Source organism: Noviherbaspirillum cavernae, assembly GCF_003590875.1.
GTDB classification, from domain to species: Bacteria; Pseudomonadota; Gammaproteobacteria; order Burkholderiales; family Burkholderiaceae_D; genus Noviherbaspirillum; species Noviherbaspirillum cavernae.
Window position 1 is genome coordinate 215,675 of the sequence record NZ_QYUN01000003.1, and the last position, 12,763, is coordinate 228,437.

The following is a 12,763-nucleotide window of genomic DNA, read 5'->3' on the forward strand; positions in this document are numbered from 1 at the left end:
GGCGTCCGACACCTTGCCTGGAGACAAAGTGCAGACACGGAGACTGCGCGTTGACGCACCACGCAACCCATCAGGGCGACGCGGTGCATCCTTCGGTGTTGATTACAACAGCAGACGGAGGCTTAACGCTTGACCATGCTGCAGCGCGAAGCCGTCAGAGGCTGGAAGGCTTCCGCTGCGGGAACGGTCGCAACCAGCTTCAGGTAATCCCACGGGGACTTGGATTCCGCCGGGGTCTTCACTTCCATCATGTACATGTCGTGCATCATGCGGCCGTCTTCACGGATGTACGCATTCTTGGCGAACATGTCGTTGATCTTGACCTTCTTCATCTGCGCCATGACCTTGTCCGCATCATCGCTGCCGGTGGCGGCGATCGCCTTCAGGTATTGCGACACGGCCGAGTAGGTTCCGGCGTGCACCATGTTCGGCATGCGCTTCATGCGGTCGAAGAAGCGCTTGCCGAATGCGCGCGAATCCGCGTTCATGTCCCAGTACCACGCGTCGGTGAACTTCATCTTTTGCGTCTGCTGGAGGCCGAGGCTGTGCACGTCGCTGATCGTCATCAACAGGCCGACCAGGGTCTGCTTCGGCGTGATGCCGAATTCATTGGCCGCCTTGATCGAGTTGATCACGTCGCCACCGGCGTTCGCCAGACCCACCACTTGCGCTTTCGACGATTGTGCCTGCAGCAGGAAGGAGGAGAAGTCGGACGCATTCAGCGGGTGCTTGACACTGCCGAGCACAGTGCCGCCGTTGGCCTTCACCACTTCGGACGTATCTTTTTCGAGCGACGCACCAAAAGCATAGTCGGCGGTCAGGAAGTACCAGCTCTTGTATCCCTGCTTGACCATCGCCTTGCCGGCCACGTTGGCGAGCGAAAAAGTGTCGTACACATAGTGCACGATGTACGGCGAGCATTCTTCGTTGGTGTGGCGCAGGTTGGCGCCGCCGGTGATCAGGGCCACGCGCTTCTTGTCGGAAGCCATGCGCGACACGGCCAGCGCGACCGACGAGTTCGGCAGGTCGACGACGGCATCGACGCCGTCGCGGTCAAACCATTCGCGCGCCTTGGCGCTGCCGATGTCGGCCTTGTTCTGGTGATCGGCCATGATCAGCTCGATCTTCTTGCCATTCACCTTGCCGCCGAAATCCTCGACCGCCATCCGTGCCGCCTCGACCGAACCCTTGCCGGCGTAGTCCAGGTAGACGCCGGAGAGGTCCGTCATCACGCCGATCCTGATGACGTCGTCGGAAACTTGCGCACGGGCGGGGCCTGCCGCAGCGAAGGCCAGTGCGATGCTGCACATCAAAACGGATTTCTTCATGTGTTGACTCCCTGGTTGTTGTACTTCGAACTTCGAATGAATCCGGAACCCCGGACGGTTTTTGCTACGCCATGAACGGATAGGTATAGTCGGTCGGTGGCGCCGATGTCTCCTTCACCGTGCGCGGCGAAACCCAGCGCAGCAGGTTGAGCGCGGACCCGGCCTTGTCGTTGGTGCCGCTGCGACGCGCACCGCCGAAGGGCTGCTGACCTACGACAGCGCCTGTCGGCTTGTCGTTGACGTAGAAATTACCGGCCGCGAAGCGCAATGCCTGTGCAGCCTGCTGCACTGCTGCGCGATCACGAGCAAAAACCGCGCCGGTCAATGCGTAGGGGCTGGTGCCGTCAACCAGCTTGAGCACCTCATCCCATTGGCTGTCCTGATAGACGTAGACCGACAGGACCGGGCCGAAGATTTCGTTCTTCATCAGCGCGTGTTGCGGATCGCTGACCTCGATCACGGTCGGCGCAACGAAATAGCCGACGCTGTCGTCCGTGCCGCCGCCCACCAGGATGGAGGCCGAGGCGTCCGCCTTTGCCTGGCCGATCGCGTTGCCGATCCGTTCGAACGCACGACGATCGATCACGGCACTCATGAAATTGCTGAAGTCGCAGACATCGCCCATCTTGATGGTCTGCACCATGCCGACCAGGCGTTCCTTCACCGCCGGCCAGAGCGATGCCGGGATGTAGGCACGCGAGGCCGCGCTGCACTTCTGGCCCTGGTATTCGAAGGCGCCGCGCACCAGCCCGACCACCAACGCATCGACATCGGCCGACGCGTGCGCCAGCACGAAATCCTTGCCGCCGGTTTCGCCGACCAGACGCGGATAGGCGCGGTAGTTGGAGATGTTGCGACCGACTTCGGACCACAGTGAATCGAACACGGCGGTCGATCCGGTGAAGTGAATCCCTGCCAGCGACGGATGCTTGAGGACGATATCGCTCATCTCCATCGGATCGGCCGGGACGAAATTGATCACGCCTTTCGGCAAACCGGCCTCTTCCAGCAGTTCCATGAACAGGTAGTTGCTGAGGGCAGCAGTGGTGGCGGGCTTCCACACCACCGTATTGCCCATCAATGCCGGCGCGATGGCGAGATTGCCGCCGATAGCCGTGAAATTGAACGGTGTCACGGCGTAGACGAAGCCTTCCAGCGGACGGTATTCCAGACGATTGCGCACACCGGCGGACGACAGCGGCTGCCCGGCCTCGATTTCATGCGCGAACTGCACATTGAAGCGCAGGAAGTCGATCAGTTCGCAGGCCGAATCGATTTCCGCCTGATAGGCGGTCTTGCTCTGACCGAGCATCGTGGCCGCATTCAGTTTTGCGCGCCACGGTCCGGCCAGCAGATCCGCGGCCTTCAGGAAGACGGCGGAGCGTTCCTACAAGGTCCAGCGGCTCCAGTCGCGCTGGGCCGCGCATGCGCCATCGATCGCCTTTTGAATGCCATCGGCTCCCGCAAGGCTGACCTTCGCCAGTACCCGCTGATGATCATGCGGCGCGCGCACTGTCGTGCCATCTTCGTCAAACAGGCGTTCGCCGTTCGCCACGACGCTGATGTCGATGCTACGGTTCTTCTGGACTTCGAGTTCAGCCTGAAGCGCTGCACGCTCGGGGGAGCCCGGAGCGTAGGAAAGAACCGGCTCGTTCGGGAACGTTGGATACTGGTTAGATGTCAACATAATACGATTTTTCTAAATTGGATCCAAAATATAAAAGAGTGGATGCAGTGTAGCAGGAGATTTATTCAGGCACAATAGAGCCCTCGTTGACTTTTGACATCAAGAATCCGCCCTCATGGCCCACCCCCGAAGCTCTTCTTCCGCCCCATCCAAAGGCTTGCCTCAAATGATTCGCGACCAGTTGCGCGACGAAATCCTGAAAGGCACCCTTCCCGCCGGCACCCAGTTGCGGCAGGATGCATTGGCAGAACGCTTCAGTACCAGCCGCATCCCGGTCAGGGAAGCCTTGCGGAAACTTGAAACGGAAGGTCTGGTGTCTTACGAGCGCAATCGGGGCGCGATCGTGATCGAGATGGATGTCACCCAGATCTGCGAATTGCTCGATATCCGCGTCGCACTGGAATGCCACGCAATCAGACTCAGCATTCCGAACATGGTGCAGATGGATTTCGACCAGATGCAGGAGATCCTCGACGCGTATTCCGCCTCGGAATCCATCACGGAATGGGCGGAATACAATCGCCGCTTCCACCTCGCCCTCAGCGCGCCCGCCAACAACCTCAAGCTGCGGCGACTGATCGAGGAGTTCTGCCTGAATACCGACCGCTACACGCATGAAATGATGTCGATTGCGACCGGCAAGGAAGGCCCGCAATCCGATCACTACGAGATTCTCGATGCCTGCAAGAAAGGGGATGCAGATGCGGCGGTCAAGCTGCTGGAACTGCACATTCTGGAAACCAAGAAGAACCTGCTGGCAACTGACAGGATGAAGCAAGCCCTGTAGGGCGGTTTGCAGGAACGGCAGCAGGCCCTAATCGTTCTGAAAAGACTGCATGAGCTGCTCGATGATTGCTTCGGATGGCAGCCGGATATCGACGCGAATGCCTCGCTCATCATCCTGCAAGGATTCCAGATCACGGAACTGGCTGTCGAGCAGCGTCATCGGCATGAAATGTCCGCGGCGAGCCAGCATGCGCGCCGCGATCAATTCGCGGTCGCCGGCAAGATGCACGAACGCCAGATTCGGGTCGCCGCCGCGCAGGATGTCGCGATAGCGCCGCTTCAATGCGGAGCAGGAAAGCACGAGTCCCCTGCCCTCGTCCGCCGCCTTTCCGATCCGCGCCTGCAACAGCAATAGCCAGCCGTGGCGATCCTCGTCGTTCAAGGGGATGCCGGCCGCCATTTTGGCAATGTTGGCCGGCGAGTGATCCGCATCGCCTTCCACAAACTCGACGCCCAGCCGCGCGGCAAGCCGACTCCCGATCTCGCTCTTGCCGGTGCCGCTGACGCCCATGACGATCCAGCGCCGCGGTGGAGTTGCCGTCCCGTTTGCCTTCGTCGCCATGGCGATTGACATCCTTTCTGCCGCGTGACGAGCTGCTTTGCGATTGTCCGGACAGCCTGTTGCCGCCCGGCTCCCGCCCTGCCGCGAAAATATTCGCGTCAGTCCCTCTTCGCCAACGGAAGTTTCTTCAACGGCAGCGGCGCATGGCCATGATTGAGAGGGCCGTGCCCATTGCCGGTTCTGACATCGGCCCCTTCCGCGATCGCCTGGTAGATGAAGCTGCGAGCGCGCTGCACGGCATCGGGGAGCGAATCGCCGAGCGCCAGATGACATGCGATGGCCGATGACAGCGTGCAGCCTGTACCGTGCGTATTGCGGCTGGCGATGCGCAGGCTGGACATGCGCAGCGCAGCCTGATCCGCTTGCAGCAGCACATCGGTCAAATGCTCGCCCGGAAGATGGCCGCCTTTCAGCAGCACCGCCTGCGCACCCAGTTTCATCAGGTCGGCGGCGGCTTCGTCCAGTTGCGATTCATCCTGCAAGGGACGTCCCAGCAGCAGCGCCGCCTCGTCGAGATTCGGCGTCACCACCGCCGCCAGCGGGAACAGTTCCTGCACCAGCACGGCGACCGTTTCCTGCGCAATCAGGCGGTCGCCGCTGGTTGCCACCATCACCGGGTCGAGCACCACCCGTTGCCATCCGTAGCGCCGGATCGCCTGCGCCACCACGCGCGCCACTTCGGGATCATGGAGCATGCCGATCTTGACGGCATCGACGCCGATATCGGTCGCGACCGCATCGATCTGCCTTGCCAGCATCTCCGCCGGTACGGCATGAATGCCGGTCACGCCGCGCGTATTCTGGGCGGTGATCGCGGTGATGGCTGTCATCCCGAAACAGCCGAGCGCGGCGAAGGTTTTCAGGTCGGCCTGGATGCCCGCACCGCCGCCGCTGTCGGAGCCGGCGATGCTCAACACACGCGGGTAGCGAAAAGGCATGTCGGGAAATTGCATGTCGTCCGGGGTGTTCTGCTGCGTCACTGCATTCTTCCTGTTGATTGAATTGGTTGCTGTTCAGTTCGCGTCCTGCTGCGCACGCAATTTGTATACCGATTGCGTGAAGCCCGACTTGAACGATGTTGTCTCGACGTGTTCCGCATACACGTCCTCATGCAGCGTGCCAAACAGCGGCAGTCCATCGCCGATGAGGACAGGTATGCGGGTGAGCGTCATGTCGGTGACGAGGCCGGCTTGCAGGAAGGATTGAATGACTTTGCCGCCATCGATATACAAGCGACGCACCTCCTGGGCCTTCAATGTTCGCGTCAACTCCCCCACCGTGCCGGAAAACAATTCCACTTTGCCCTTTGCCGATTCCGGCACTTCGCTCAAGCTGCGACTGAGCACCACAACCCGCCGGCCCTCGTAGGGCCATTCGGGAAAGCTCAGTGCCTTCTCGAAAGTATTTCTGCCCATCGCGAGGCAATCCACCGTCGCCATGAAATCCGCATAGCCGTAATCCTCCGAATCGCCCGGATTACCGGCGTTGATCAGCCAGTCGATGCTGCCGTCGGGGCGCGCGATGAATCCATCGAGACTGGTTGCGATGTACACGGATACTTGCATGGCGGTGTGATCAGTGAGAAAGAGATTTCTGCATGTCCGAGGCGAGAAGGCATTTGCACGAAAAATCATCAATAGATGATGATCGCCCACCGATTTTTCAAGGCCTTGAAAAGCATGGCGGCCATACCTACGTTGGACTCAGCGGATGCTCATCGGAGGTCCGCCACATCATATCGCTTAATTTGAAAGGATAGATAGCCATGCGTACTTATGACTTCACCCCTCTTTACCGTTCCGCCATCGGATTCGACCGTCTGGCGCAACTCTTCGACGAAGCGCAGCGCACCGATTCGCAGCCGAGTTACCCGCCTTACAACATCGAACTGGTGAGCGAGGACAAATACCGCATCGTGATGGCCGTGGCCGGCTTCGAGCGTTCGGAACTCGATATCGAGAGCGAACACGATACGCTCAAGGTCATCGGCCGCAAGCAGCGCGATGAAACCAAGCGTACCTTCCTGCATCGCGGCATCGCGGCGCGCGACTTCGAACAGCGCTTCCAACTGGCCGACCATGTCAAGGTGGTGAGCGCGAACCTCGACAACGGCTTGCTCAGTATCGAGCTCGTGCGCGAAATCCCCGAGGCGCTGAAGCCGCGCAAGATCGAGATCAACGGCAGCGGCAACGTGGAACTGTTCAATCGCCAGGCTGCATAAACCATCGCCACCATCCCCACCATCAGCTGCATGACGCCGGCGGAAAACAACCCGCTGGCGTTTTTCATTACCGGAATGCTCATCGCTCCGCCGCGTGCGGTTTCAGCGTCGAGTATTTGACCAGCGCGCCGATATCGGCATCGACGCCACGGTAGTACACGATTGCGTCATCCGGCACAACCGGATTGTCGCCGTGAATTTCCGTGGTCGAAGCACGGACTGCAGCGAGCGCGGGATCGTCGCAGAAGGCTTCGAGCGCCGCCACTTCCGCACCGCTTGCGCCGCCGATCCGCCACGATTGCTCCAGCACGCCGGAACGCCAGCGCCCTGCATCATCGATGCCCTGCGCAACGTCATAATTGCAGCGCGACGCAAACATGCCGGGAAACGATTGCATTGCCGCCGCATGGTACGCGCGAGCCTGCATGATCGCGAGCGTCACTTCGCCCGCAAGCCCGAGCGCAAGCAGCGCATCGAAGCCTCCGCGCACCACCAGCAGATCCGAACCGCCATATGCTTGCCTGCCGTCATTGCCGACGGTCAAACGCTGCACACCGCAATACGTTGCCAGCAAAGGACCGACCCGCACCTGCCCGACGCTGCGCGTCGTCACATTCGACAGGTTCTGTTCGAGCACCAATCCACAGCGCTGCAAGTCGTCGTCATCGATTGCATCGAGCTGCGCTTCCAGTTGATCGGCATCGACCGCAAGCGATTGTCCCGATCCGCCGACGCCGCGCGGCTTCTTGATGCGCACACTGCCCAGCGTCAGGAGACGCAGGCCGGCACTCCTGGCATCCTGCGGCGTGAATGCCGAAAAACCGTGCAACACCGCGTCGCCCGTGCAGCGGGAAAAATCACATGGCCAGCCGCAAGGCGCAGCGGCTTCGGCATGCACCAGAGGATGCGTGATGACCTTGGTCGCCGCAAACGGAAACGGCACGACGCCGCCGAACAGATCCTGTTCGTCACGTATGCCGAGTCCTTGCGCATGATCGATGGACGACAGCGTATCGCCCGGCACGAAATACAGCGGCCCGTCATACCGGCATGCCGCATCGAAGCATCCGCCGAATTCGCAACCCTTGAGTGCCGCCAGTCTCCTGGCCAGCGCATCGTGCGTGACATGCTCATGGCCGAGTGGATCGCCATGCAAGCGATCCGGCCACAACACGACCGTACCGCGCCCGATGTCCGACGGGCCGGCCATGCATGACTCCGCATATTGCTGCCGCAGCTGACGAATGGACTTCATGGGCGCCCCTTCCATGGGTTTTCGCGTTGCACAGAGCATTGTGCAACCGCCAATGCAACGAATCCAGAATTTATTACGGAGTGCCGCCTGTTGCACGAATTGCCACAGAGCATTCGCACCCGGCGTTGCCCGCACGACAACGTCCGGTCGGATTGATGCCGAACATGGGCGTCCGCAGAACGCGCCCACGGCAGGTAGAATGCCAATCCGCCTCCCTCATCCCCGCGAGGCGTGCACCAAATGTGCACCTTCACCGAGACCCACGATGGCCCGCCTGCAACTCGAATTCCCCGAAGACCAATACTGCTACTCGACCCAGCTCACCGTGCGTGTCACCGACATCAACTCCGCCAACCATCTGGGCAACGACTCGATGATTTCGATGATCTCCGAGGCGCGGGCGCGCTTTCTGTTCGAATATGGCATTGAAGAAACCCGCGAAGACGGCGTCGGCATCATCGTCACCGACCTCGCAACGACCTACAAGACCGAAGCGCATGCGCGCGACCGCTTGCAGTTTGAAGTCGGCGTGATGGACTTCAACAAGTACGGCGGCGACATCACGTTCCGCATCACCCGCCCGCACGATGGCGCATTGATCGCCATGGCCAAGTCCGGCTTCGTGTTCTTCAATTACAAAAGCACGAAAGTGGTGCCGATGCCGGAAGCCTTCCATCGCAAGTTCGCGAAGGTCAACTGGGTATAAATCACATCCGCAAAGACATGGTGTCGCGCGCCATGGACACGCGTTGTTCAGCGTGTTCGGCTGCCAGTCTGGGAGCAGGAAGCAAATCGTCATGCGCGGTCGAGGGAGTCTGCCTTCCGGCGATGACACAGAACAATGGCAAAAGGCAGGGGTATGGACCAAACTACAGCTCGTTTTTCTTGCCCGGCTGCGCGGTGCCGACCGGCTGGATTTCTCTCTCGTGATGGCCGACAGTTCGTCGGTACGTGCAGTACATGGGGGAAAAAACTGGACCGAACCCAACCGATCAAATCAGCCCCGCTCGGCGGCGCACGCCGAACTTGCGGAAGATCGTCATGACGTGCTGGTGCGTGATGGACTCGGCAAGGTCGATGCGTTCCGCAATCCGCTTATCAGATGCATCGGTCAGCAGCAACTGGAGCAGCTTGTACTCGGTCGGTGTCAGCGGCGAGGAGGCCATCAACAGGCCGTGACTGAGCAGAAAATGGCGATCACAGGCCAGTCGTGCGATGGTGTCGCGCATTCTCTCGCGCAAAACGATCGGACGCTGCTTCCTCTTCACGACCATGGAGCGCCGGCGAGCCGGACATCTGGATGATCATGCATCCGGATGTCCGGCGTTCGCCGCGCGTCAAGGCAATGACGGATGCCATGGCCGCGCTGCTGCAGGAGAACGCAGCTTGCCAGAATGAATTTCTCCGCCGCTTGCATCCTCCTACAACTGCTTGTGTCCCTTGGCCGAACGGGAATCTTTCGGCGGATTCGGAATATCCGATTGCTCGCATGACGACGTCATTTCCAGCGAGGCCATTGCAGGACCGTGAAGAACTTCGCCCTCAACGCTGAAACGCGATCCATGGCATGGACAATCCCACGATTGTTCGGCCGAATTCCAGGCCACGACGCAGCCCAGATGGGTGCAGGCGGCGGACAGCACGTGCAGTCCGCCTCCCTCGTCGCGATAAACCGCCAGTTTCCTTGTGCCCTCGCGAACGATTGCGCCCTGCCCTGCCGCGATTTCCCGCACCGATTCGACCTCGCCGCCTTGCAGCCAGTCGCGATATTGCGACAAGGTGTTCGCCTGCTCCTTGATGAAATCCGACATGCCGTGCAGGGCTTTGCGCGATGGAGCATAGAGGTCTTCCCACGCATTGCTGCGTCCCATGATCAGGTCGGTGATCAGCATGGCTCCGGCGGTGCAGTGCGTCATGCCGTTGCCGGAGTCACCGGTGATCACATAGACATTTCTGTCATCCATCGGATTGCGGCCGAGATACGCCACCCCGTCCGCCGGTTCCATGACTTCGCCGGACCATTTGAACTCGACCGCTCCGGCCAACGGGTATCGCTGCCGCACCCAGGCCTCGATCTCGTCGTAGCGATGCTCCGGATGCTCATCCTGTCCCACCTTGTGATCCGCGCCGCCGACCACAAGAATTTCGTGTTCCGCATTCCGGTTGGACGTTTCCAGGCGAACGTAGTAGTACGGATCTCCGGTATCCCATAGCAGGATGCGTGGCACCGCGCCCCTTGGCACGCGCAATCCCAGCACATACGTCCGATAAGCGGCCTGCTTCGTGTGCATCACCACACGATCATTGAAAGGCGTGTTGGTCGCCACCACTACGGCCTTGGCGCGGATCTCGCCATTCCGGGTTGCTACTACCTGAAGAGCATTGTCACCATCGACGCTCAATGCGCGAGTGTGGGTGTAAATATGACTGCCGTTGCGAACCAAGGCAGCCGCCAGTCCGCTCAGGTATTTGAGCGGGTGAAATTGCGCCTGGTTCGTGAATCGCAGGCACGGCCCGGTATCGAAGCTCAGGCCCGGCACCCGTTCACGTTTTTCCACGTCAACGCCCGCCCTGCGGGCAGCTGCCAGTTCCTTGTCGAGGTCGGGATAGCCCTCTTGCGTCATCGAGAATAGATAGCCATCCAGACGTTCGAACTCGCAATCCATCTTTTCATTCCGCACGATCGATTCGACCAGGCTGGTCGCTTCGCGATAGCTGTCCGCAACGAGCCTTGCCTTGTCGGTGCCGAACGCGCTTTCGATTTTGAAATACCGGTCGTCAGGCGGGAAGAAATGCGCGGTAGTCCGGCCGGTTTCGCCCGCGCCGACATCCATCGCGTCAATCAACACGACCGCCTTGCCTTCCCTCGACAAAAAGTACGCAGTGGTCAGCCCCGCGATGCCCGCGCCGATCACGCAGACTTCAGTGTCGATGTTTGCCTGCAGTGCGGGAAACTGCGGCATGCTTGCCGTCGCCATCCAGACGGAAGTTGATCCATGTTGGAGGTGATTCATGTCTTCTATCCTTGCAATGCAAACCAGAAACGCCCGGAGGGCGCATGCCGGTCCGAGGGTTTCTCATTACTCCCTTGTCACTTGACGATCAGGCTTCCCTTCATCGTCGGATGCAGCGTGCATACATACGGAAAGCTGCCTTTCTGACTTGCCTTGAATTTCCACGACTTGCCGTCGGCGATTTCTCCGGAGTCGAAGCCGCGGCCTTCCGAAGTAACGGTATGAGGGAAAGGATCCTTGTTGCGCCAGATGACCGTGTCGCCGCTATTGACCTCCAGCGTCTGCGGCGTATAGCGCAAGGCTTCGATGACCACGGTGCGCGTTCGCGGCGGATCTGCATGCGTGTCCCGGTCAACCGACAACAATGCAGTCACAACGCATGTCGCCACCGCGAGGTATCGAAGCCTGTTCCGTGCCGGCACGATAGCCACGATGCCGCCTCTACTTCATCGACGATTGAATCTTCTTCGCCATTTGCAGATGGTCGTCGAAAACGGGGCGCGTCTTTTCCAGAAGGCTCTTCAGTTCGGCGTTTTTCGCACTCGGTATCAGCGTCTTGTCCATGGCATCGAGCACGGCCTGATGATAGGTCACTTCATTGTCGATATAGGCCTTGTCGAACTCGGCATCCTTCATGCCTTTCAGTTTGCTCACGTTCGCAGCGCCGTCATCCTTGAGTTTCTTGCTGGTCTCACTTTCTTCCGGTTTCACCTTGAGTTTCGTCACCAGCGCCGTCGCCTGCTTGTTGGAGCCGGAGTGATCCGTGACCATGTGCTCGGCAAAGCCTTTCACTTCCTTGCTTTGCGCCCTGGACTTCGCCAGCGTACTGGCGTTGATGTCCGCCGTGTTGGCAGCGACAACGATGGCTGCAATCTGCGCATCGTTGGGCGCACCGGCCGATTGCGCCAGGGATGCTGCGCTCGTCAAGGAAAATACGGCTGCTGCGAGAGTGATGGAAAGCTGTTTCATGGTTGGTTCCTTTCATTGGAATCGTCCAGACGCTTCAGTACAGCGGCAACGATGCGGTCGCACCGCTCGCCGCCGAAAGTGAAAGCATCCTCAAGCGCGAAATCGATTTCACGCGACAGGGCTTCGCGCAACAGACTTCTGGCGCGGAAGAATCGCGTGCGCACCGTCGCTTCCGGGATGCCGAGGGCAACCGCGACTTCCTCGACGCTCATTTCCTCCAGCGCGCGCAGGACGAACACCGTGCGGAATGCGGCGGGCAATCCGTCTATCTTCTTTTCGAGCAAGCGTCTTGTTTCGTCGCGCATGGCGGCACGCTCCGGTTGTTCGCCAAATTCATCATGCGTATCCACCTCTGCCATCGACTCCACGTCGCCGTCGAGCCGGATCACCTCGGCACGGCGGCTGGCCTTGCGCGAGCGCGCGATGGCTTCGTTGACGACGATGCGGGTCAGCCATGTCTGCAGTTTTGCGTCGCTCCTGAAATTGCCGATGCTGCGATACGCATGCAGATACGCCTCCTGCACCACATCCTCCGCCTCGGCATCGTCCCGCACGATGCTGCGCGCCGTGCGATACAGCGGCCGGTTGCAGCGCCGCATCAGCAGTTCGAATGCCTGCTGATCGCCGGCCGCGACTTGCCGCGCAAGCTCGATGTCCGGCATGTCCCTGTCGATGGCCTTGATGGCCGTGCTGGCGGTTTTGTGCATGGTCTCGTCGTATTTTTACGATGTCATTGCATTAGATGAAAGCGGTTCTTGCGGCGTTCCCGGATCCGAAGACGCGGATGCGCCAGGCAGCACGGCTTCTCGGCGGATATGCAAAATGGCAATTCGCGCGCCCCCCGCCAACCTTGTGCAGCGAGTACGCCGGTCTTTGTTTCCTCCCCGGCGACCGGCAAGCTTGATGCAATCGCGATACTCGCCGTCCGATCGCACTACAAT

13 protein-coding genes and 1 pseudogene are annotated in these 12,763 nt (G+C 60.1%); 3 read left to right on the forward strand and 11 right to left on the reverse strand.

Annotated features, from left to right (window positions below; genetic code table 11):
- Positions 1 to 122 precede the first annotated feature (122 nt).
- Together D3870_RS19565 and pruA are read right to left on the reverse strand one after the other, a co-directional pair.
- Complete coding sequence (locus tag D3870_RS19565; protein WP_119742691.1) at positions 123 to 1,328, reverse strand: ABC transporter substrate-binding protein; 1,206 nt, start codon at positions 1,326 to 1,328, stop codon at positions 123 to 125.
- 64 nt (positions 1,329 to 1,392) lie between these two features.
- Positions 1,393 to 3,015, reverse strand: a pseudogene (gene pruA / locus D3870_RS19570) (L-glutamate gamma-semialdehyde dehydrogenase).
- Positions 3,016 to 3,181: 166 nt separating this feature from the next.
- On the opposite strand from pruA, the gene D3870_RS19575 reads away from it, so the two are divergent.
- Positions 3,182 to 3,802 carry a GntR family transcriptional regulator gene (locus D3870_RS19575; protein WP_242490109.1) on the forward strand — a complete coding sequence of 207 codons (621 nt, stop codon included), beginning with the start codon at positions 3,182 to 3,184 and terminating at the stop codon, positions 3,800 to 3,802.
- Between the two features lie 27 nt (positions 3,803 to 3,829).
- Here the strand turns inward: D3870_RS19575 and D3870_RS19580 are convergent, their stop codons facing one another.
- The 3 genes from D3870_RS19580 to D3870_RS19590 all read right to left on the reverse strand — a co-directional run bounded on the left by D3870_RS19580 (position 3,830) and on the right by D3870_RS19590 (position 5,928).
- Positions 3,830 to 4,363 (reverse strand): gluconokinase, encoded by a 534-nt coding sequence (locus D3870_RS19580; RefSeq protein ID WP_242490110.1) that lies wholly within the window; start codon positions 4,361 to 4,363, stop codon positions 3,830 to 3,832.
- A gap of 98 nt (positions 4,364 to 4,461) precedes the next feature.
- The gene (gene thiD, locus D3870_RS19585) at positions 4,462 to 5,316 is read right to left on the reverse strand and encodes a bifunctional hydroxymethylpyrimidine kinase/phosphomethylpyrimidine kinase (RefSeq protein WP_119743154.1); all 855 of its coding nucleotides are present in this window, start codon (positions 5,314 to 5,316) and stop codon (positions 4,462 to 4,464) included.
- Between the two features lie 60 nt (positions 5,317 to 5,376).
- A complete protein-coding gene (locus tag D3870_RS19590) occupies positions 5,377 to 5,928 on the reverse strand; it encodes a dihydrofolate reductase family protein (RefSeq protein ID WP_119742695.1) in 552 nt (183 codons plus the stop codon).
- A gap of 200 nt (positions 5,929 to 6,128) precedes the next feature.
- Between D3870_RS19590 and D3870_RS19595 the strand changes: the two genes are divergently transcribed.
- Positions 6,129 to 6,584 carry an Hsp20 family protein gene (locus D3870_RS19595; protein WP_119742697.1) on the forward strand — a complete coding sequence of 152 codons (456 nt, stop codon included), beginning with the start codon at positions 6,129 to 6,131 and terminating at the stop codon, positions 6,582 to 6,584.
- A 79-nt stretch (positions 6,585 to 6,663) separates the two neighbouring features.
- Here the strand turns inward: D3870_RS19595 and D3870_RS19600 are convergent, their stop codons facing one another.
- On the reverse strand, positions 6,664 to 7,839 hold the full coding sequence (locus tag D3870_RS19600) for a DUF3182 family protein (protein WP_242490111.1): 1,176 nt from the start codon (positions 7,837 to 7,839) through the stop codon (positions 6,664 to 6,666).
- Between the two features lie 265 nt (positions 7,840 to 8,104).
- Here D3870_RS19600 and D3870_RS19605 point away from each other — a divergent pair, with 265 nt between their 5' ends.
- Positions 8,105 to 8,545 (forward strand): thioesterase family protein, encoded by a 441-nt coding sequence (locus D3870_RS19605; RefSeq protein ID WP_119742699.1) that lies wholly within the window; start codon positions 8,105 to 8,107, stop codon positions 8,543 to 8,545.
- Positions 8,546 to 8,831: 286 nt separating this feature from the next.
- Here the strand turns inward: D3870_RS19605 and D3870_RS23185 are convergent, their stop codons facing one another.
- The 5 genes from D3870_RS23185 to D3870_RS19630 form a co-directional block, all read right to left on the reverse strand.
- Positions 8,832 to 9,068, reverse strand: a complete 237-nt coding sequence (locus tag D3870_RS23185; RefSeq protein WP_158590525.1) for a LuxR C-terminal-related transcriptional regulator — start codon at positions 9,066 to 9,068, stop codon at positions 8,832 to 8,834.
- Positions 9,069 to 9,260: 192 nt separating this feature from the next.
- Positions 9,261 to 10,853 (reverse strand): FAD-dependent oxidoreductase, encoded by a 1,593-nt coding sequence (locus D3870_RS19615; RefSeq protein ID WP_242490112.1) that lies wholly within the window; start codon positions 10,851 to 10,853, stop codon positions 9,261 to 9,263.
- 77 nt (positions 10,854 to 10,930) lie between these two features.
- Positions 10,931 to 11,284: a cupredoxin domain-containing protein gene (locus tag D3870_RS19620; RefSeq protein ID WP_242490113.1), complete on the reverse strand. Its 354-nt coding sequence runs from the start codon at positions 11,282 to 11,284 to the stop codon at positions 10,931 to 10,933.
- 10 nt (positions 11,285 to 11,294) lie between these two features.
- Positions 11,295 to 11,822, reverse strand: coding sequence for a DUF4142 domain-containing protein (locus tag D3870_RS19625; RefSeq protein WP_119742705.1), 528 nt, complete (start codon positions 11,820 to 11,822; stop codon positions 11,295 to 11,297).
- Positions 11,819 to 12,529: an RNA polymerase sigma factor gene (locus tag D3870_RS19630; protein WP_119742707.1), complete on the reverse strand. Its 711-nt coding sequence runs from the start codon at positions 12,527 to 12,529 to the stop codon at positions 11,819 to 11,821. The genes D3870_RS19625 and D3870_RS19630 overlap by 4 nt, the downstream gene beginning before the upstream one ends.
- Between the last annotated feature and the right edge of the window lie 234 nt (positions 12,530 to 12,763).